The sequence below is a fragment of the Pseudomonas sp. NPDC089569 genome, assembly GCF_050280625.1.
Lineage (GTDB): Bacteria > Pseudomonadota > Gammaproteobacteria > Pseudomonadales > Pseudomonadaceae > Aquipseudomonas.
On sequence record NZ_JBNNVQ010000078.1, the window covers coordinates 1 to 18,882 of the forward strand.

Sequence of the window (18,882 nt, forward strand, 5' to 3'; positions counted from 1 at the left end):
TTCGGCGCGCGGGTCGCGGCGGATAATGTCGCTCATCAGTGCACCTCCGCTGGTTCGCGTTTGGCCGGCGTGGCGGATTTCGGCGCCTCTTCTTCGAATTCAGCCTAAACAAGGCGCAAACCCATGCTAGTACTGGGATTAGAAACGTCCTGCGACGAAACCGGCGTCGCACTTTACGACAGTGAGCGCGGTCTGCTGGCCGATGCACTATTCAGTCAGATCGACCTGCACCGTGTCTACGGCGGCGTAGTGCCGGAGCTGGCCTCGCGCGATCACGTCAAGCGCATGCTGCCCCTGATTCGTCAGGTGCTGGCCGAAGCCGACTGCGTGCCAACCGAGATCGACGCCATCGCCTATACCGCAGGGCCCGGCCTGGTCGGTGCCCTGCTGGTGGGAGCTTCCTGCGCCCAGGCGCTGGCCTTTGCCTGGGGAATACCCGCGCTGGGCGTGCATCACATGGAAGGCCACTTGCTGGCACCGATGCTGGAGTCGCAGCCTCCCGAATTTCCGTTCGTCGCTTTGTTGGTGTCCGGCGGTCATACGCAACTGGTGCAGGTCGACGGTATCGGTCAGTACACCTTGTTGGGCGAGACGCTGGACGACGCCGCGGGCGAAGCCTTCGACAAGACGGCGAAGATGATGGGCCTCAATTATCCGGGCGGTCCGGAAATCGCTCGCCTGGCAGAGCAAGGCGTTGCGGGACGATTCGTCTTCCCGCGTCCGATGTGTGATCGTCCCGGCCTTGATTTCAGCTTCAGCGGCTTGAAGACGTTCGCGCTGAACACCTGGCAGCAGTGTGTGAACGCCGGGGACGACGGCGAGCAAGCCCGTTGCGACATCGCGCTGGCGTTCCAGCAGGCCGTGGTGGAGACTTTGACGATCAAATGCAAGCGTGCCCTCAAGGCTGCCGGTATGAAGCGCCTCGTCATCGCAGGCGGCGTGAGCGCCAACAGGGCGTTGCGGTCTTCGCTGGAAAAAATGCTCGGCGACATGAAAGGCAGTGTTTTTTATGCCCGGCCACAGTTCTGTACCGATAACGGCGCAATGATTGCCTTTGCAGGCTGCCAGCGATTGCAGGCCGGTCAGCAGGAAAGTCTGGCCATCAGCGTTCAGGCGCGCTGGCCGATGGAGCAATTGTCCGCGTTGTGACGAGTGTTGCGGGTGAGGGGTATCTAAAAATGCCGTTCGCGCCCGGCGAACAGGTCGCGTAGATTGCCGCGGTGGCGCCAGACAATCATTCCCGTGAGCGCGCTCATGGGAAGCAGGGCCGCCGGCTCCTGCCAGGCCAGAAGTGGCAGGGTCAGTGGTGTGGCGATAAGGGCAGCCAGCGAACTGGTACGAGTCAGGTAGAACGTCAGCAGCCAGGCGCAGACGGCCAGCAGGGCGGCGGGTGGATACAGGCCGAACAACATGCCGGCGGCGGTGGCGACACCTTTGCCGCCACGAAAACGGAAGTACAGCGGGAACAGGTGGCCGATGACGGCACAGACGCCGATCCAGGCCTGATCCTGTAGCGAAAGGCCTGCAACGCCGGCGATCAGCACAGGAAGAAGGCCTTTGCAGAGGTCGCCGAGCAAGGTCAGGATGGCGAGTTTTCTGCCTGCCAGACGCAACATGTTGGTGGCACCGGCATTACCCGAGCCACTCATTCGAGGATCGGGGTTGCCGGTCAGGCGACTGAGCAGGATGGCGAAGGACAGAGAGCCGAGCAGGTAGGCGAGGATCGCCAGTAACCAAAACATGCTAACCATTCCGGGCGAGGACGCCCTGATTCTAACGGCGCATTGCGCCCTTGTCGTGTAGCGGAGAAAAGTGCTTGGACAGAGTGTTTATCGAGGGCCTGGAAGTCGACACCGTGATCGGTGCCTACGACTGGGAGCGAGGCATCCGACAGTGCTTGCGTCTTGATCTGAGTTTCGCCTGGGATAATCGTCCGGCAGCCGCTGGTGATGACCTGACCCTGGCGCTCGATTACGCGAGTGTTTCGTCACGCATCCAGGCCTTTGCCGAGCAGGCGCAATTCCAGCTTGTCGAGACCTTTGCCGAGCGTCTGGTCGAAGTGCTCATGAGCGAGTTCAAGATTACCTGGATGCGTCTGAAGCTGACCAAACCTGGCGCAGTTCCGGCCGCTACCGGTGGTGTAGGCGTGGAGATCGAGCGCGGATGTCGCTGACTCAGGTTTTTCTGGGGCTCGGTAGCAATATCGAGCGTGAAGCCCATTTGCAGTCTGGTCTGGATGCCCTGGCGGCTTTTCTGGTGGATATCCGCTGTTCGCCCGTCTTCGAAAGTCAGCCGGTGGGTATCAAAAGTGGGCCATTCTTCAATTTCGTGGTGTCGGCCTACACCGATCTGCCGCTGATGGAGCTGGATCGGCGGCTGAAATTCATCGAAGCCGACAATGGTCGCTACGCGCCGGATCGCAAGGGGTTGCCGCTGGACATCGATGTTCTGCTGTATGGCGATCTGTTGGGCAATTTCAACGGACTGATTCTGCCTCGGGCAGAAATTCTGAAAAATGCCTTTGTCTTGTGGCCATTGTCGTTGATTGCGCCGGATCGGATACATCCAGGTGCAGGCAAAAGCTTTGCGAGCCTGTGGCGTGAAGCGCAGATTGATCAGGTACTGGCGCCAGTGGCGTTCGAGTGGCGTGGCGAGCAGCTGACACCTTCGAATTTGTTGTGACATTGCTGGCGCCTTCGCGGGCAAGTCGGGTCGCCGCATCGCTCGCTCCTACGGATTTGTTGTGAGGCTGCTGACGTCTTCGCGGGCAAGCCGGGTCGCTGCATTGCTCGCACCTGCAACGAAGGCGGCCTGAAGACCGCCTTCGCCGGCAAGCCTGGCTCCTACAACGAAGCGCTTCAGCCCAACGCACTTTCCTTGTAGGCCTTCAACGCTTTGAGTCGCTCACGCTTGATGGCCTCGCCCAGTTCCGGGCCTTTGAATCCCTTTTCCAGCAATGGCTGAACCGCTACGCTGCGTGCCGCATTTGCCGCGCCGCGCAGGTAATCTGCCTGTGGATAACTTCTCTGCTCCAGCCCCTTGCGCCCACGGGCGTCCATCTCGCACACCGCGATGAATTCCTCGAACCGTTGCGGGCGTCGATAAACGTCGAAGCTTTGCAGCAGCTCCAGCAGTGTCGATGGCTTGAGTTCCAGGGCGCGATGACCGTGGGTGTGATATTCGCCTGCCAGCAACGCCAATTCCTGGCAATCCCTCGGCACCTTGAACCTTTCGTTCACTGCCTTTATGAGTTTCAGCCCCTTGAACTCGTGGGCGATGTGCCGTGGCCATTGATCCTCCGGCGTCAGCCCTTTGCCCTGGTCATGCAACAGGCAAGCCCAGCGCACGGTCAAGGGTTGTTTGTGCTGCGCGGCTTGTTCCAGCACGCTCAGGGTGTGTACGCCTGTGTCGATTTCGGGGTGATGGGCTTGCGGTTGCGGCACGCCAAACAGGGCATCCACTTCCGGTATCAATTCTTTCAGCGCGCCGCATGCGCGCAGCACTTCAATGAATACCTGAGGCTGGTTTTCCATCAGGGCGCGGGATATTTCTTTCCAGCTGCGTTCCGCTGTCAGTGCCTGGAGTTCGCCAGACTCACTGAGCTGGCGCATCAAGTCCAGTGTTTGTGGGGCCACGCTAAAACCAAGCTCGGCATAGCGCGCCGCAAAGCGGGCAACCCGCAGGACTCTGAGGGGATCTTCCGCAAATGCAGGGGAAACGTGGCGCAGAATGCGCGCCTCGAGGTCACGTTGCCCGTGGTAGGGGTCGGTCAGGTTCTGTTGATCGTCCTCGGCCATCGCGTTGATCGTCAGGTCGCGGCGGATCAGGTCTTCTTCGAGGGTTACCTCGGGACTGGCGTGAAAAGTGAAGCCGCCATAGCCGCGTCCGCTTTTGCGTTCGGTCCGGGCGAGGGCGTATTCCTCACCGGTCTTGGGATGAAGAAACACCGGGAAATCTGCCCCGACCGGGCGAAACCCCTTGGCGAGCATTTCTTCGGTGGTGGCGCCGACCACAACCCGATCGATGTCGGTGACCGGTATGCCCAGCAGGCGATCACGCACGGCGCCGCCGACTTTATAGATCCGCATAAAAAAACCTCCGTTAGCTCGACAGGATAACCGTTGTATCGAGCTTGCGGAGGCACACGCAGAATCAAAGATGAATGACAGCCAGGTCCAGCCGACCGTAGTCGCCTTCGCCGTGTTCGCTCCTGGGCGGAACATGATGGGTTTTCATCACCTGTTCCCCTTGCAGGGTTTCCAGATGGATGTCGAAGCCCCAGAGGCGATGCAGGTGCTTGAGCACTTCCTCGGTGGACTCTCCCAGCGGTTTGCGGTCGTGTTGCTGGTGACGCAAGGTCAGGGAGCGGTCGCCGCGGCGGTCGATGCTGTAGATCTGCACGTTTGGCTCGCGATTGCCCAGGTTGTACTGGGCGGCGAGGGTTTCACGGATGATTCGATAGCCTCCTTCGTCGTGAATGGCAGGAACCAGCAGGTCGTCTTTCTGATCATCGTCGAGAATGCTGAACAGCTTCAGGTCGCGGATCACTTTGGGTGACAGATACTGCAGGATGAAGCTTTCATCCTTGAAGCTGCTCATGGCGAACTTGATGGTAGACAGCCAGTCACTGCCGGCAATTTCGGGGAACCAGCGGCGATCTTCCTCCGTGGGCTCCTCGCACATGCGACGAATGTCGCGGTACATGGCAAAACCCAGCGCGTAGGGGTTGATGCCGCTGTAGTAGGGGCTGTCGAAGCCGGGCTGGAACACCACGCTGGTATGCGAAGTGAGGAACTCCATCATGAAACCGTCGGTGACCAGGCCTTCGTCGTACAGGTCGTTCATCAGGGTGTAATGCCAGAACGTGGCCCAACCCTCGTTCATGACCTGAGTCTGGCGTTGTGGATAAAAGTACTGGGCGATCTTGCGCACGATGCGCACGATTTCCCGCTGCCAGGGTTCCAGCAGCGGCGCATGTTTCTCGATGAAATACAGGATGTTTTCCTGCGGTTCGGCGGGGAAGCGCGCGTTGTCCTTGTCGCTGAACTTGTCCGCGCCTTTCGGAATGGTGCGCCACAGGTCGTTGATCTGCTTCTGCAGGTGTTCCTCCCGGTCCTTCTGCCGGCGGCGTTCTTCTTCGGCGGAAATCGGATAGGGGCGTTTGTAACGGTCGACGCCGTAGTTCATCAGGGCGTGGCAGGAGTCGAGCAAGTCCTCGACCGCGTCGATGCCATGGCGCTCTTCGCATTGCATGATGTACTGCTTGGCGAACACCAGGTAATCGATGATCGAGCTGGCGTCGGTCCAGGTGCGGAACAGGTAATTGCCCTTGAAAAAGCTGTTATGGCCATAGCAGGCATGTGCCACCACCAGCGCCTGCATGCAGATGGTGTTTTCTTCCATCAGGTAGGCAATGCACGGGTCGGAGTTGATCACGATTTCGTAGGCCAGCCCCATCTGGCCACGTGTGTAGGATTTTTCCGTGCTGAGAAAGTGTTTGCCGTAGGACCAGTGGTGGTAACCCAGCGGCATGCCGACGGAAGCGTAGGCATCCATCATCTGTTCGGCGGTAATCACTTCGATCTGGTTTGGGTACGTATCGAGTGCGTAGCCAGCGGCAATACGACTGATTTCGCGGTCGTAGGCCTGGATCAGCTCGAACGTCCATTCGGAGCCGGTGGAAATGGGTTGGCGCTTCTGCTCTTTGGCGGTCATGTCACTAACCTGCGCTGGAAGAGTTCACGGAAGACCGGGTAGATATCCCCGGCCGAGACCAGTTGCTGTTGGGCAAAAGTGTCAGAAAAGGCTTCGGCGATGCGCTCGTACTCGAACCACAGCGCCTGATGTTCGCGCGGGGTTATCTCAACATAAGTGTAGTACTGCACGAACGGCATGATCTGGTTGATCAGGATGTCGCGGCAGATGGGGGAGTCATCGTTCCAGTTGTCACCGTCGGACGCCTGGGCGGCATAGATATTCCACTCATTGGCCGGGTAGCGCTCGGCCATGATCTCCTGCATCAGTTTCAAGGCGCTGGAAACAATGGTGCCGCCGGTTTCGCGGGAATAGAAGAACTCCTCTTCGTCCACTTCGCGGGCACTGGTGTGGTGGCGGATGAACACCACATCGATTTTTTCGTAGTTACGCTTGAGAAACAGGTACAGCAGGATAAAGAAACGCTTGGCTATATCCTTGGTGGCCTGAGTCATGGAGCCGGAAACGTCCATCAGGCAGAACATCACCGCCTTCGAGCTGGGGTTGGGTTGTTTGATCAGCAGGTTGTATTTGAGGTCAAAGGTGTCGAGAAACGGTACGCGATGAATGCGCGCACTGAGTTTTTCGATTTCTGCCTCAAGATTCTGAATATCGCCGAAGTTGTCCGGCTCTTCCTGCTTGAGTCGCAGAAGTTCTTCCTTGGCCTCGCGCAGTTTCGCCCGGCTGCTGCCCGACAGGGCAATGCGCCGTGCATGGGCTGAGCGCAGCGTGCGGATGATGTTGATTCGCGACGGATTGCCTTCGTTGCTTATGCCGGCGCGAACGGTCTTGAAGGTGTCGGTGCCGGTCAGGTTGCGCTTGACCAGGTTCGGCAGTTCCAGGTCTTCGAACATGAATTCGAGGAATTCTTCCTGAGTGATCTGGAAGACGAACTCGTCCATGCCTTCGCCCGAGTTACCGGCCTTGCCGGGGCCTCGGCCGCCGCCACCTCCAGGTGGGCGGGCAATGTGCTCGCCGCTGGTGAATTCCTTGTTGCCGGGGTGCACGATCGTTTGTTTGCCGCCGCGGCCATGGTGAAGCACCGGCTCATCAATGTCGCGGCCGGGGATGCTGATTTGCTCGCCGTGCTCCATGTCGGTAATGGAGCGCCGGCTGACCGCCTCTTCGACAGCCTTTTTGATGTGGTCACGGTAACGCCGCAGAAACCGCTGGCGGTTCACCGTGCTTTTGTTCTTGCCATTGAGACGTCGGTCGATCACATAGCTCATGACTGCTCCTTAGAAGCTGTCCCGAAAGGGGCGAGCGCTCAAGCAGCAGCAAACCAAGTGCCGAGGGACAAGCACGCTCCCCCAAGCGCTGCGAATACTGCCTCAGTCTCGCTACCGGCTTTCGGACACCTTCCTGAGGCCTGTGTAGCAGAAAATGCGCAAACAGGCCTCGGGCTGACGACAACCGGTCTTGCCGGCGGCGGGTTACTGCGATTTTCTGACCCGCAGATACCACTCGGACAGCAGTCGTACCTGTTTGTCGGTGTAGCCCCGCTCGACCATCCGTGTGACGAAGTCGTTGTGTTTCTGCTGGTCTTCTTTGCTGGCCTTGGCATTGAAACTGATGACCGGCAGCAGGTCCTCGGTGTTGGAGAACATTTTCTTCTCGATGACCACGCGCAGTTTTTCGTAGCTGAGCCAGGTTGGATTCTTGCCGTTGTTGTTGGCTCGGGCGCGCAGCACGAAGTTGACGATTTCGTTGCGGAAGTCCTTGGGATTGCTGATACCGGCCGGTTTTTCGATTTTCTCCAGCTCTTCGTTCAACGCTACACGGTTGAGTATTTCGCCGGTTTCCGGATCGCGGTATTCCTGGTCCTGGATCCAGAAGTCTGCATACAGCACGTAGCGATCGAAGATGTTCTGGCCGTACTCGCTGTAAGACTCCAGGTAGGCGGTCTGGATCTCCTTGCCGATGAATTCGATATAGCGCGGTGCCAGGTATTCCTTGAGGTAGCGCAGGTAGCGTTCACGGGTTTCCGCCTGGAACTGTTCCTGTTCGATCTGCTGCTCCAGCACGTAGAGCAGATGCACGGGGTTGGCGGCGATTTCGTGGGGATCGAAGTTGAAGACCTTCGACAGGATCTTGAAGGCAAAGCGGGTCGACAGGCCGTTCATGCCTTCGTCGACACCCGCGTTGTCGCGATATTCCTGGATCGATTTGGCTTTCGGATCGGTGTCCTTGAGGTTTTCACCGTCGTACACGCGCATCTTGGAGTAGATGTTGGAGTTTTCCGGCTCCTTCAGGCGCGACAGCACGGTGAACTGGGCGAGCATTTTCAGGGTGTCGGGTGCGCAATGGGCCTTGGCCAGCGAGCTGTTGAACAGCAGTTTGTCGTAGATCTTCACTTCATCGCTGACCCGCAGGCAGTACGGCACTTTGACGATGTAGATCCGGTCGATGAAGGCTTCGTTGTTCTTGTTGTTGCGGAAGGTGTGCCATTCCGATTCGTTGGAGTGGGCCAACAGGATCCCGGTGAACGGAATCGCACCAAGACCTTCGGTACTGTTGTAGTTGCCTTCCTGGGTGGCGGTCAGCAGTGGGTGCAGCACCTTGATCGGTGCCTTGAACATTTCCACGAACTCCATCAAGCCCTGGTTGGCCCGGCACAGGGCCCCCGAGTAGCTGTAGGCGTCGGCGTCGTTCTGTGGGTATTCCTCCAGTTTGCGGATGTCGACCTTGCCCACCAGTGCCGAGATGTCCTGGTTGTTTTCATCTCCCGGCTCGGTTTTGGCCACGGCGATCTGGTTGAGGATCGACGGGTAGAGTTTCACAACGCGGAACTGGCTGATATCGCCACCGAACTCGGCCAGGCGCTTGGTCGCCCATGGCGACATGATCGTATTGAGATAACGGCGTGGAATGCCGAAGTCTTCCTCAAGGATCGCGCCATCTTCGGTGGCGTTGAACAGACCCAGGGGAGATTCGAAAACCGGCGAGCCCTTGATGGCATAGAAGGGCACTTTTTCCATCAGTTGCTTGAGCTTTTCGGCCAGGGACGATTTACCGCCACCGACAGGGCCGAGCAGGTAGAGGATCTGCTTCTTCTCTTCCAGGCCCTGAGCGGCATGGCGGAAATACGACACGATCTGGTCGATGCATTCTTCCATCCCGTGGAAGTCTTCATAGGCCGGATAGCGGCGGATCACTTTGTTGGAGAATATTCGCGACAGCCTCGAATTGGTCGAGGTGTCGAGCAGCTCCGGTTCACCGATGGCCAGGAGCAAACGCTCGGCGGCGGAAACGTAGGCGCTACGGTCCTTTTTGCACAGTTCCAGGTACTCCTGCAGTGTGAGTTCTTCCTGGCGTGTGGACTCGAAACGTTGTTGGAAGTGGCTAAAGATACTCATGACGTCACCTCGCTCGATACGTGGAGCCGACGCCGGATCACTCAGTCGATGCTGGCAGCAACCGAACAGGCGGTCGCTGTTTACCCCCCAGAAATCTTTCGAAGGCGATGACCCCGAAAGCTACTCCCGATGATCCGTGCGCCGGTGTACCGGCTCTCCCCTGTTTTGGATGGCCTGCGCTTAAGGATAGTTGGGAATTCGGGAGGTAAAGGCGAGATGCGCAATTAGTTGTGGCAGACCGTTCGTCTGCCACCGCGCCAGCCCGCGCGCGCCGGGGGCTTGCGTGTTACAAAAAAATTATTCGTGAGTGCCTTGCGCTGTTTCCGAAGGATAAGTCGTACGCCACAACTCAAAGCCGCCGTCCATGCTGTACACGTCGGAAAAGCCTTGGCTGATCAGGTAGGCGGCGGCACTCTGGCTGGAATTGCCGTGATAACACACCACCACCGTTGGGGCATCGAGGTCGGCGTTACGGATAAATTCCGAAACCGAATGGTTGTCCAGATGCGTTGAGCCGGCGATGTGGTTCAGTGCATAGGTTTGCGGATCGCGGATATCGACCACAACGGCGCCTTGCGCTCGCAGGGCGTGGGCCTGTTCCGGGGCAATACGTTTGAATTCGCTCATGACGGTTCCTGTAGCTCGGCTGAAATCGCAGTCTAGCGCGGGGCGCTGGCTGACAAGGGTTCGGATTTGGATTGGGCGACTGGCGGCTGGGCGGCGTGGCCATGTTCATCGCATTTGCACGACAGGCGTTCACCGCTGTCGACATTCATCAGGGTCAGGGCACCACCCCAGACGCAACCGGTGTCCAGGGCCGAGATGCCCGGTTCAAGGACCTTGCCTTCCAGTGCGGCCCAGTGGCCGAAGATGATCTTCAGGTCCCTGGTCTTGCGTTCCGCGTGCTGGAACCACGGCTTGTAGCCCGGCGGCGCGCTGTCGAGGCCTTCCTTGCTCTTGAGGTCGAGCTTGCCCTCGGCCGTGCAGAAGCGCATGCGGGTGAAATAGTTGGTGATCACCCGCAGGCGTGCCACACCTTTGAGGTCGTTGTCCCATTTCGCCGGATCGTTGCCATACATGCCATCGAGGTAAGGGGCAAACAGGTTGTCGTCGCGCAAGGCGGTTTCGACTTCTGCGGCGTGCTTCAGGGCCTTGCGTAGCGACCATTGTGGCGGGATGCCGGCGTGTACCAGCGCCACATTGCGTTGTTCGTCGTAATGCAGGAGTTTTTGCTGGCGCAACCAGTCCAGCAGGTCGGCGCAATCCGGCGCTTCGATAATTTCGCGCAGGGTATCGGCTTTTTTCAGGCGTTCGATGTTCTGTCCGGCCGCCAGCAGGTGCAGGTCGTGGTTGCCGAGTACGCAGACCAGCGATTCGCGGATGCTATAGAGGAAACGCAGGGTGTCCAGCGATTGCGGGCCCCGGTTGACCAAGTCGCCGACCAGCCACAGTTGATCTTTTTTCGGATCAAACGCGACTTGCTTGAGCAGGCATTGCAGGGCTTGCAGGCAGCCTTGCAGGTCGCCTACGGCGTACGTGGCCATTAGTGCAAGGCTCCAGGCACTGCCAGGCGAAAGGGCGCGATGATGGCATCGAACTGTTTACCGTCGTCGGCGATCATCTGATAGCTACCCTGCATGGTACCCACCTTGGTGGTCATGACAGTGCCGCTGCTGTAGGTATGGCTCTTGCCTGCCTCGATCAACGGTTGCTGGCCAACCACGCCTGCCCCCCGAACCTCTTCGACATGTCCGTCGCCATCGGTGATCACCCAGTGCCGAGATAACAGTTTGGCCGGTATCAGGCCATTGTTTCGCACGGTGATGGTGTAGGCGAAGGCAAAGCGTTCTTGTTCGGGTTGCGATTGTTCTGCCAGATAGCGGGTGACGACGCTGACGTCGACCTGATAACGAGGATCGGACATGCAAGAGGCCTTAAAAAACCAAGCGGGAAGCGGGGCATAGCTGATGAAGTTCAGTCTAGGCCAAGTATCGGGTAGTAAACCAGACATGGGCGCCTGTGTCCTACCCGATAACGCTGCTGTCAGGCGTCCGATGACGGGAGCGGGGATTGTTCGCTCAGTTTGTCGGCCAGGCGCACGAAAGCGGCCAAGTCGAGTTGCTCCGGGCGCAGGCTGCCGTCGACACCGGCGGCCTCGATTTCAGCATTGCTCAAGAGCTGCTTGAGGGTGTTGCGCAGGGTCTTGCGACGCTGGTTGAAGGCTTCGCGCACGATCCGCTCCAGCAACCGGTGATCCTTGGCCGGATATGGCAGTACGGCATGCGGCACCAGGCGCACAATGGCCGAATCGACTTTGGGCGGCGGGTTGAACGCGCCCGGACCTACGTTGAACAGATGCTCGACCCGGCAGTGGTACTGAACCATGATCGACAGGCGGCCCCAATCGCCACCGCCAGGCCCTGCCGCCAGACGCTCGACCACTTCCTTTTGCAGCATGAAGTGCATGTCGCGAATCAGATGAGCGTTGTGCAGCAGATGGAAAATAAGCGGCGTCGAAATGTTGTAAGGCAGGTTACCCACCACGCGCAGGCTGTTCGGCGCGGCGTTCAGGGTCGTGAAGTCGAACTTCAGCGCATCACCCTGATGCAGGTTGAAGTTGCTCCTGCCGGCGAACTGCTGGTTGAGGATCGGAACCAGGTCCTTGTCCAGCTCCACGACGTCGAGTTGGGCACCGCTGCTGAGCAGGCCTTCGGTCAATGCGCCCTGGCCAGGGCCGATTTCCAGCATGCGGTCTTCGGCTTTGGCATGAATGGAGCGCAGGATGCGGTCGATGACGCCGGCATCATGGAGAAAGTTCTGGCCGAAGCGCTTGCGCGCGCGGTGTTGGTATTGCTCGGTCATAAACGGGTCTCGGCCATCTGGTAGGCGGTTTCCAGGGCGACTTGCAGGCTGCCGGTATCGATCTTGCCGCTGCCGGCCAGATCAAGGGCGGTGCCGTGGTCGACCGATGTGCGAATGATCGGCAAGCCGAGGGTCACGTTGACCGCTGCGCCGAAGCCTTTGTACTTCAGCACGGGCAGGCCCTGGTCGTGGTACATCGCCAGCACTGCGTCGCAATGCTCCAGATATTTGGGGGTAAACAGCGTGTCGGCGGGCAGGGGACCGCGCAGGTCCATGCCTTCGCCGCGCAGGCGCTCTAATGTGGGTTCGATGATATCGATTTCTTCATGGCCCAGATGCCCGCCTTCGCCGGCATGGGGGTTGAGCCCGCAGACGAGAATGCGTGGCTGGGCGATGCCGAATTTTTCTTGCAGGTCGGTGTGCAGGATTCGCGTGACCCGCTCCAGGCGCTCCGGCGTGATCGCATCGGCGATTTCTCGCAGGGGCAGGTGGGTGGTGACCAGCGCCACGCGCAATCCGCGGGTGGCGAGCATCATCACCACTTGTTGGGTATGGGTCAGGTCGGCGAGAAATTCCGTGTGCCCGGAAAAGGCGATTCCGGACTCGTTGATCACCCCTTTGTGTACCGGAGCGGTGATCATCCCGGCGAAATGCCCATCCAGGCAGCCCTGGCCGGCGCGAGTCAGGGTTTCGAGGACAAAGGCTGCATTGGCCTTGTCCAGTTGCCCGGCGACGGCTCTGGTGTTCAGCGGTGTGTCCCAGACATACAGGCTATTGGCGGGTGCGGGTGCATCCGGCCAGTTGTCCGGCGTGACCGGCAGCAAGTCGACAGCCACGCCCAGTTGAGCGGCCCGCTCCTGGAGCAGGCCGCAACTGGTAATGGCAATCAGAGGGTGTGGCTGGGCTTGCGAGGCCAGCAGCAGGCACAGGTCGGGACCTATGCCGGCTGGCTCACCGGGTGTCAGTGCGAAACGTTGAGGCTTCACTGCGCGGCCTGGTCGGCGCCAGGGAGTTTGATTTCAACGTACGCTTCGTCACGGATCTGACGCAGCCAGGTTTGCAGCTCTTCGTCGTATTTACGGTTGCGCAGTGCGGTCATTGCCTGTTGCTCGCGCGCCTGGGCAGTGCTGTCGGTAGCGCGACGGCCAAGGACTTCAAGTACGTGCCAGCCGTATTGTGTCTTGAACGGCTTGGACAGCTGACCTTGCGGGGTCTTGGCCATGACTTCGCGGAACTCGGGAACCAGTGCGTTCGGGTCGATCCAGTTCAGGTCACCGCCGTTGAGAGCGGAGCCCGGGTCTTCCGAATAGCTCTTTGCCAATTCAGCGAAGTCTTCACCCGCTGCAATGCGGTTGTAGAGCGACTCGGCCAGTGCCCTGGTTTTCGCTTCGTCGCGGATAGGGCTTGGTTTTACCAGGATGTGACGCACATGCACTTCATCGCGCACCTGGGTTTCACCGCCACGCTTGTCGGTGATCTTCAGGATGATGAAACCGCCAGGGGTGCGCATTGGCTGGGTGATGTCGCCAACCGCCATGGTGCTCAGCAGGCGATCGAAGGGCGGTGGCAGTTGAGCCGCTTTACGCCAGCCCATGTCTCCACCTTCCAGCGCGGTTTCGCTGGCGGATTTGGCGATGGCCAGTTGACCGAAGTCAGCGCCTTGCTTGAGCTGCTGGTAAACCGCGTCAGCCTGCTTGGCGGCATTCTGAATTGCGTCGGAGTTGGCGCTTTCCGGCGTAGGAATCAGGATGTTGGACAGGCGGAACTCTTCGGACAGCTGCATCTTGCCAAGGTCGGAAGCCAGGAAGTTTTTCACCTCCTGCTCGGTGACCTGGATGCGCTCGGACACGCGACGCTGGCGAACACGGCTGATGACCATTTCGCGACGGATCTGGTCACGTGCGTCCTCATAGGACAGGCCGTCGTGAATCAGGGCGGCACGGAATTGCTCGACCGACATGTTGTTGCGCTGGGCAATGGTGCCAACCGCCTGGTTCAGTTCTTCATCGGTAATGCGGATGCCGGAGCGCTCGCCGATCTGCAGTTGCAGGTTCTCGACGATCAGGCGTTCCAGTACCTGTTGCTGCAGTACGCTGGCCGGTGGCACGGCGGAGCCGCGCTTGGCGATGGTTTGCTGAACCTCATGAATACGCTGATCCAGTTGGCTCTGCATGACCACGTCGTTGTCGACAATGGCCACCACTTTATCGATGGACTGTACCGCGGCGTTGGCCGCGGTACCCAGGAACAGCGCGCCCAACAGCAGCGGGCGCAGACAATCAGAAAGCTTGGTCTTCACGTTCACGATAACCTTGGATGCCTTTGTCGAGGAAGCTCTCTGCCTTGGCGCCAGTCAGATTGCCGAGCCCCTTCAGTACAATTTGTAGGAAGACGCCGTGGTCGCCTTTTTCGTTTTGCGGAGCTTCCTGACTGAATTCGTCGTAGGAGACCCAGTAACGGTTGATCAGGCGCAGTTTCCAGCAGCAGTTGTCGTACTCGAAACCACCGAAGGCTTCCAGTGTACGGTTGCGGTTGTAGTCGTATTGCCAGCGGCTGATGGCGTTCCACTGCGGCACGACCGGCCAGATGACCGAGAAGTCATGCTGTTCGATCTTGTAGTAGTCCTTCACGAAGCCTGGTTGGCCCGGAACGCCGTAATCGCCACCACCCACTTGCCATTGGCCGGTGGTCTGGTCATAGCGAACCTGGTCATTGCGATAGCGATAGCCGGCGTTGATGACCTTGTTCGGGTTGTCTTCAGGCTGGTAGTGGAACATCGCGCTGCCCGAGCGAGGGCTGCGGCTGTCCGGGTCCCAGTTGTAGTCGGCGGTGGTACGCCAGTCGCGGTTCCAGCGATACTCGTATTCAAGCGCATAAGGAGACACGTTGGAGTGTGCATCCTTGCGCGTCTTCGCATCGATACCCGGCAACTGGACTTCACGATCCTTGAAGTACATCGCCTGGCCGACACTGATGCGCTGGCGCTCGAAACCGTTGTCTTCGATCCAGCGGTTGGTCACGCCCAGCGACAGCTTGTTCTCGTCGCCGACACGGTCGGAACCGGAGAAGCGGTTGTCACGGAACAGCGATGCATAGTTGAAGGTGTATTCGCTGGTGTCGAATACCGGAATGTCGGTCTGGTCCTTCTCGGGTACGTAGAGATAGAACAGGCGCGGCTCAAGGGTCTGGCGATAGTTCTTGCCGAACCATTGGGTGTTGCGATCGAAATACAGGCCGCTGTCGATGCTGGCGATTGGCACGCCCCGGCTCTGGTTGCTGCCGAAATTACCATTGAGGTTTTCGGTGCCGGCTGCAGCAGCAGCTTGATCCTGGGCAACAATCTGATTTTTGCCAATGCTGTCCAGGGACAGATCGTACTGCGTGTACTGGTACTTGAGTTTTGGCTTGAGGAAGCCATAAGTCCAGTCCAGTGGCAGGGCGACGGCTGGTGCAAGGTTGAGGCGATCACCGTTGGCGCGGGCCAGGCCTTGAACGTTGGTGTCCAGGCGCGGGGTCACGTTGCCGTCTTCGTCGGTGTAGTTGCCGTTTTGCAGATCGCGGTCGAACCGCACGATTTCGGTGTTGTACGTGAAGTCCAGGCCATCTGGATGGTACGGCAACATTCCATCAAGGGTGATTTGCGGCAGGCGATCGTAGGGCGTGATGTTCGACACGGTCGCCAGTTGGTAAGCCTGGGCGTTGATGCGCGCGATGTAGCTGTCGCCACGATAGCTCACGGAGCCTTGCTGGTTGACGTAGTCGTTGCTTTTCACGCCAATCTGGTCGGTCTGCAGATCCTGGAAGTAATAGGGATCGCTGATCTTGGTGTAGTCGACCTGCGTGAGGACGCGCGAGTCGAGGCCACCCTTGTGCTGCCAGTTGTACATGTAGCGTTGTTTGTCGAAATCGCTCTGCAGATCGCGATCATTGCTTTCGTCATTGAGGTACGCGGCGCCGAACTGACCTTCGCTGGATTTGGTCAGGTAGCGGAATTCGCCTTCCATCAACAGGCCGTGTTTGGCCATGTAGCGTGGGTACACAGTGGCATCGTAGTTCGGTGCCAGGTTGAAGTAGTACGGCGTGACCAGCATGAAGCCGGTATCGCTGCCGGTGCCGATGGTCGGCGGCAGGAAGCCGGACTGGCGACGGTCATCGATCGGGAAATAGATGTACGGCGTGTACAGGACCGGAATGTCCTTGACCCGCAGTGTCACGTTGGTCGCGGTGCCGAAGCCGGTGGCCGGGTTCAGGGTGATGTTGTTGCCCTTGAGCTGCCAGGCGTTGCTGTTCGGTTCGCACGTGGTGTAGGTACCATCCTTGAGGCGGATGATCGCGTTCTCGGCACGCTTGGCATACAGCGCGTTGCCGCGAATGCGGGACTTGTGCATCACGTATTCGGCGTTGTCGACCTTGGCTTCACCCGTATCGAGCTGGACGTCGGCATGGTCGCCCACGATCAGCGCGCCGTTGTCTCGAATACGCACGTTGCCGGCCAGCTCGCCACGGCTCTCGGCCTGGTACAGGTTGGCCTCATCGGCTTCGACCTGCATGCTGCCCTGGCGCATGACCACGTCACCCGCGAGCGTGGCGACCTGTTCATCCTGCTTGTAGCGAGAGGCTTTGGCGCCGATAAAGGTTGGCGCGTCACTTTTATTCGTCTTGTCATTCATGCCAGGACGAATCGGTTCGATATAGGAACCAGAGCAGTACGGACCGGTTTCGGCCAATTGCGCTGCTGTGAGCTGCTCGCGGGGAACCCAGTCGAGGTGGCTGTAGTCTTCGCTACGCGACTTCAGGCCGCGGCCCTTGGACTCGGTTACCAGGACGGGTTTGGTGCCGGTTTCTTCGCTGGAACCGCTCTCGGCCGGGGCTTCTCCGGCCGCGGAGGCGGCGCTGCCCTCATGGACGGGGCGCGGTGGCAAGGCAGCTGCAGGTGCCTTTGGCGCACAGTCCCAGGATCCCGAAGCAGAGACTGAGCAGTCATACTGTTCGCCGGCGACCACGAAAGACGTGGCCAATGGTTGCAAGGCCAGCAGACTGCCGGTAACCAACAACGGAAATTTTTTACGAAACGCGGGGGATTTCAATGCCATCTTATTAGTCCGGGCTTCCTGCGTGCCATCTGCCCGCGGTGTGGGCCGCACGCCTCTCGATGGTCTGAAAAAGATGCTGGATAATAAAGCATGACCCGCTTGACGGCTAGCGCCGTCGGAGACCCTTCAATGCCTGACCAAGATGTACGTTTGCAACACCTGAAAGTTTGGCTCGATGAGCAATTGGCGATTCTTTTTGCAGAGCAGGGATGGGGTGCCGTCCCCCCGGCCACATTGACCGCGGCCAGTAGCGACGCGAGTTTCCGGCGTTATTTCCGTTGGGAAGGTGCCGGTAGAAGTTTCATCGTGATGGACGCGCCACCCCCCCAGGAAAACTGTAAGCCCTTCGTGGATATCGCTTTTTTGTTGGCGAAATCCGGAATAAATGTGCCGAAAATTTATGCCGAAGATCTCGAGCGCGGTTTTCTGTTGCTCAATGACCTGGGCAACAAGACGTACCTGGACGTGATCGACAGCGAAAACGCCGACGATTTGTTCAAGGATGCGCTGCAAGCACTGCTGGCTTTTCAGCAATTGCCGATGGTTGCGCCGCTGCCCAGTTACGATGTGGCGTTGCTGCGCCGGGAACTGGAGCTGTTTCCCGAGTGGTATGTGAAACGTGAACTGGGCATCGAATTCGACGCGGCACAGCAAGTGCTGTGGCAGCAGGTCAGCGATCTGCTGATCGACAGTGCTCTGGCCCAGCCTAAAGTGCTGGTTCATCGCGACTACATGCCGCGTAACCTGATGCTCAGCGAGCCGAATCCCGGCGTGCTGGATTTCCAGGATGCGGTCTATGGCCCGGTGACCTATGACGTGACCTGCCTGTTCAAGGATGCGTTCCTCAGCTGGCCTGAGGAGCGTGTGCGCGGATGGCTGGAAAGTTACTGGCAGCAGGCTGTGGCATTGAATATTCCGGTGCAACCGCAGTTCGAAGACTTCCTGCGTGCCAGCGATTTGATGGGGGTGCAGCGTCACCTGAAAGTGATCGGCATCTTCGCCCGCATCTGTCACCGCGATGGCAAACCACGCTATCTGACGGATGTTCCGCGCTTCTTTGCCTATATAGAGGCAGTGATTGCCCGTCGCCCGGAACTGGCTGAGCTGGACGTACTTCTGGCCAGCCTGCGCGCCGGGGTGACGGCATGAAGGCAATGATCCTGGCGGCAGGCAAGGGCGAGCGCATGCGGCCCTTGACCCTGACCACACCAAAACCGCTGGTTCGCGCCGGCGGGGTGCCCCTGATCGAGTATCACCTGCGCGCACTGGCTGCGGCGGGTTTCACCGAAATCGTCATCAACCATGCCTGGCTCGGCCAGCAGATCGAAGATTATCTGGGGGATGGTTCACGTTATGGCGTGGCCATTGAGTATTCCGCGGAAGGGGAACCCCTTGAAACCGGTGGCGGGATTTTCCGAGCGCTGGCGCTGCTGGGCGATGAGCCCTTCGTCGTGGTCAACGGCGACATCTGGACCGACTATGACTTCAGCGCACTGCACCAGCCCATCGCCGGGCTGGCTCATCTGGTGCTGGTCGATAACCCGCCCCATCATCCGAGCGGGGATTTCCAGCTGATCGATGGCCAGGTTCGTGACGCCGAGCCGGGTTCGGCGAACCTGACATACAGCGGCATTGCAGTATTGCACCCGAAGTTGTTCGAAGGTTGCAGCGCCGGGGCATTCAAGCTGGCGCCTTTACTGCGCACTGCAATGGCGGCAGGTCAGGTCCACGGTGAGCGCATGAGCGGGCAGTGGGTCGATGTCGGTACTCACGAACGCCTGGCGGAAGTCGAAGCCTTGATTGAAGCGAGCCGCTGA

At 59.2% G+C, this 18,882-nt stretch carries 17 protein-coding genes; 5 read left to right on the forward strand and 12 right to left on the reverse strand.

Annotated elements, in window-relative coordinates; translation table 11 throughout:
* Positions 1 to 123: 123 nt before the first annotated feature.
* Positions 124 to 1,149 carry a tRNA (adenosine(37)-N6)-threonylcarbamoyltransferase complex transferase subunit TsaD gene (gene tsaD / locus ACQKP2_RS23555; protein WP_427579906.1) on the forward strand — a complete coding sequence of 342 codons (1,026 nt, stop codon included), beginning with the start codon at positions 124 to 126 and terminating at the stop codon, positions 1,147 to 1,149.
* 23 nt (positions 1,150 to 1,172) lie between these two features.
* Here tsaD and plsY read toward each other — a convergent pair whose 3' ends face one another.
* Positions 1,173 to 1,742: a glycerol-3-phosphate 1-O-acyltransferase PlsY gene (plsY, locus tag ACQKP2_RS23560; RefSeq protein WP_427579908.1), complete on the reverse strand. Its 570-nt coding sequence runs from the start codon at positions 1,740 to 1,742 to the stop codon at positions 1,173 to 1,175.
* A 74-nt stretch (positions 1,743 to 1,816) separates the two neighbouring features.
* On the opposite strand from plsY, the gene folB reads away from it, so the two are divergent.
* A complete protein-coding gene (folB, locus tag ACQKP2_RS23565; protein WP_008051601.1) occupies positions 1,817 to 2,173 on the forward strand; it encodes a dihydroneopterin aldolase in 357 nt (118 codons plus the stop codon).
* The gene (gene folK / locus ACQKP2_RS23570; protein WP_427579910.1) at positions 2,164 to 2,682 is read left to right on the forward strand and encodes a 2-amino-4-hydroxy-6-hydroxymethyldihydropteridine diphosphokinase; all 519 of its coding nucleotides are present in this window, start codon (positions 2,164 to 2,166) and stop codon (positions 2,680 to 2,682) included. The genes folB and folK overlap by 10 nt, the downstream gene beginning before the upstream one ends.
* Before the next feature lie 176 nt (positions 2,683 to 2,858).
* Here folK and ACQKP2_RS23575 read toward each other — a convergent pair whose 3' ends face one another.
* From ACQKP2_RS23575 to ACQKP2_RS23625, 11 genes are all read right to left on the reverse strand, one after another.
* Positions 2,859 to 4,088 (reverse strand): multifunctional CCA addition/repair protein, encoded by a 1,230-nt coding sequence (locus ACQKP2_RS23575; protein WP_427579912.1) that lies wholly within the window; start codon positions 4,086 to 4,088, stop codon positions 2,859 to 2,861.
* A 64-nt stretch (positions 4,089 to 4,152) separates the two neighbouring features.
* Entirely contained in the window at positions 4,153 to 5,715 is a 1,563-nt protein-coding gene (locus tag ACQKP2_RS23580) for a SpoVR family protein (protein ID WP_427579914.1), read from the reverse strand.
* The gene (locus ACQKP2_RS23585) at positions 5,712 to 6,983 is read right to left on the reverse strand and encodes a YeaH/YhbH family protein (RefSeq protein ID WP_427579916.1); all 1,272 of its coding nucleotides are present in this window, start codon (positions 6,981 to 6,983) and stop codon (positions 5,712 to 5,714) included. Before ACQKP2_RS23585 ends, ACQKP2_RS23580 begins: the two co-directional genes overlap by 4 nt.
* A 204-nt stretch (positions 6,984 to 7,187) precedes the next feature.
* A complete protein-coding gene (locus ACQKP2_RS23590) occupies positions 7,188 to 9,110 on the reverse strand; it encodes a PrkA family serine protein kinase (protein WP_427579918.1) in 1,923 nt (640 codons plus the stop codon).
* Between the two features lie 297 nt (positions 9,111 to 9,407).
* Positions 9,408 to 9,737: a thiosulfate sulfurtransferase GlpE gene (gene glpE, locus ACQKP2_RS23595; RefSeq protein WP_427579920.1), complete on the reverse strand. Its 330-nt coding sequence runs from the start codon at positions 9,735 to 9,737 to the stop codon at positions 9,408 to 9,410.
* A gap of 32 nt (positions 9,738 to 9,769) precedes the next feature.
* Positions 9,770 to 10,654 (reverse strand): symmetrical bis(5'-nucleosyl)-tetraphosphatase, encoded by an 885-nt coding sequence (locus tag ACQKP2_RS23600; protein ID WP_427579922.1) that lies wholly within the window; start codon positions 10,652 to 10,654, stop codon positions 9,770 to 9,772.
* Complete coding sequence (gene apaG / locus ACQKP2_RS23605) at positions 10,654 to 11,034, reverse strand: Co2+/Mg2+ efflux protein ApaG (protein ID WP_427579924.1); 381 nt, start codon at positions 11,032 to 11,034, stop codon at positions 10,654 to 10,656. Before apaG ends, ACQKP2_RS23600 begins: the two co-directional genes overlap by 1 nt.
* Before the next feature lie 119 nt (positions 11,035 to 11,153).
* The gene (gene rsmA, locus ACQKP2_RS23610) at positions 11,154 to 11,972 is read right to left on the reverse strand and encodes a 16S rRNA (adenine(1518)-N(6)/adenine(1519)-N(6))-dimethyltransferase RsmA (protein ID WP_427579926.1); all 819 of its coding nucleotides are present in this window, start codon (positions 11,970 to 11,972) and stop codon (positions 11,154 to 11,156) included.
* Positions 11,969 to 12,958: a 4-hydroxythreonine-4-phosphate dehydrogenase PdxA gene (gene pdxA / locus ACQKP2_RS23615; protein WP_427579928.1), complete on the reverse strand. Its 990-nt coding sequence runs from the start codon at positions 12,956 to 12,958 to the stop codon at positions 11,969 to 11,971. The genes rsmA and pdxA overlap by 4 nt, the downstream gene beginning before the upstream one ends.
* A complete protein-coding gene (surA, locus tag ACQKP2_RS23620; RefSeq protein WP_427579930.1) occupies positions 12,955 to 14,277 on the reverse strand; it encodes a peptidylprolyl isomerase SurA in 1,323 nt (440 codons plus the stop codon). Before surA ends, pdxA begins: the two co-directional genes overlap by 4 nt.
* Positions 14,252 to 17,065, reverse strand: a complete 2,814-nt coding sequence (locus ACQKP2_RS23625; RefSeq protein ID WP_427579932.1) for an LPS-assembly protein LptD — start codon at positions 17,063 to 17,065, stop codon at positions 14,252 to 14,254. The genes surA and ACQKP2_RS23625 overlap by 26 nt, the downstream gene beginning before the upstream one ends.
* A 129-nt stretch (positions 17,066 to 17,194) precedes the next feature.
* Between ACQKP2_RS23625 and ACQKP2_RS23630 the strand changes: the two genes are divergently transcribed.
* Both ACQKP2_RS23630 and murU read left to right on the forward strand, forming a co-directional pair.
* On the forward strand, positions 17,195 to 18,214 hold the full coding sequence (locus ACQKP2_RS23630) for an aminoglycoside phosphotransferase family protein (RefSeq protein ID WP_427579934.1): 1,020 nt from the start codon (positions 17,195 to 17,197) through the stop codon (positions 18,212 to 18,214).
* Positions 18,211 to 18,882, forward strand: a complete 672-nt coding sequence (gene murU / locus ACQKP2_RS23635; RefSeq protein WP_427579936.1) for an N-acetylmuramate alpha-1-phosphate uridylyltransferase MurU — start codon at positions 18,211 to 18,213, stop codon at positions 18,880 to 18,882. Before ACQKP2_RS23630 ends, murU begins: the two co-directional genes overlap by 4 nt.

Excerpts from the sequence above, each read along its gene's own strand:
- tsaD (WP_427579906.1), top strand. The coding sequence starts at position 124 with ATGCTAGTACTGGGATTAGAAACGTCCTGCGACGAAACCGGCGTCGCA.
- plsY (WP_427579908.1), bottom strand. The coding sequence starts at position 1,742 with ATGTTTTGGTTACTGGCGATCCTCGCCTACCTGCTCGGCTCTCTGTCC.
- folK (WP_427579910.1), top strand. The coding sequence starts at position 2,164 with ATGTCGCTGACTCAGGTTTTTCTGGGGCTCGGTAGCAATATCGAGCGT.
- ACQKP2_RS23575 (WP_427579912.1), bottom strand. The coding sequence starts at position 4,088 with ATGCGGATCTATAAAGTCGGCGGCGCCGTGCGTGATCGCCTGCTGGGC.
- ACQKP2_RS23580 (WP_427579914.1), bottom strand. The coding sequence starts at position 5,715 with ATGACCGCCAAAGAGCAGAAGCGCCAACCCATTTCCACCGGCTCCGAA.
- ACQKP2_RS23585 (WP_427579916.1), bottom strand. The coding sequence starts at position 6,983 with ATGAGCTATGTGATCGACCGACGTCTCAATGGCAAGAACAAAAGCACG.
- ACQKP2_RS23590 (WP_427579918.1), bottom strand. The coding sequence starts at position 9,110 with ATGAGTATCTTTAGCCACTTCCAACAACGTTTCGAGTCCACACGCCAG.
- glpE (WP_427579920.1), bottom strand. The coding sequence starts at position 9,737 with ATGAGCGAATTCAAACGTATTGCCCCGGAACAGGCCCACGCCCTGCGA.
- ACQKP2_RS23600 (WP_427579922.1), bottom strand. The coding sequence starts at position 10,654 with ATGGCCACGTACGCCGTAGGCGACCTGCAAGGCTGCCTGCAAGCCCTG.
- apaG (WP_427579924.1), bottom strand. The coding sequence starts at position 11,034 with ATGTCCGATCCTCGTTATCAGGTCGACGTCAGCGTCGTCACCCGCTAT.
- rsmA (WP_427579926.1), bottom strand. The coding sequence starts at position 11,972 with ATGACCGAGCAATACCAACACCGCGCGCGCAAGCGCTTCGGCCAGAAC.
- ACQKP2_RS23625 (WP_427579932.1), bottom strand. The coding sequence starts at position 17,065 with ATGGCATTGAAATCCCCCGCGTTTCGTAAAAAATTTCCGTTGTTGGTT.
- ACQKP2_RS23630 (WP_427579934.1), top strand. The coding sequence starts at position 17,195 with ATGCCTGACCAAGATGTACGTTTGCAACACCTGAAAGTTTGGCTCGAT.
- murU (WP_427579936.1), top strand. The coding sequence starts at position 18,211 with ATGAAGGCAATGATCCTGGCGGCAGGCAAGGGCGAGCGCATGCGGCCC.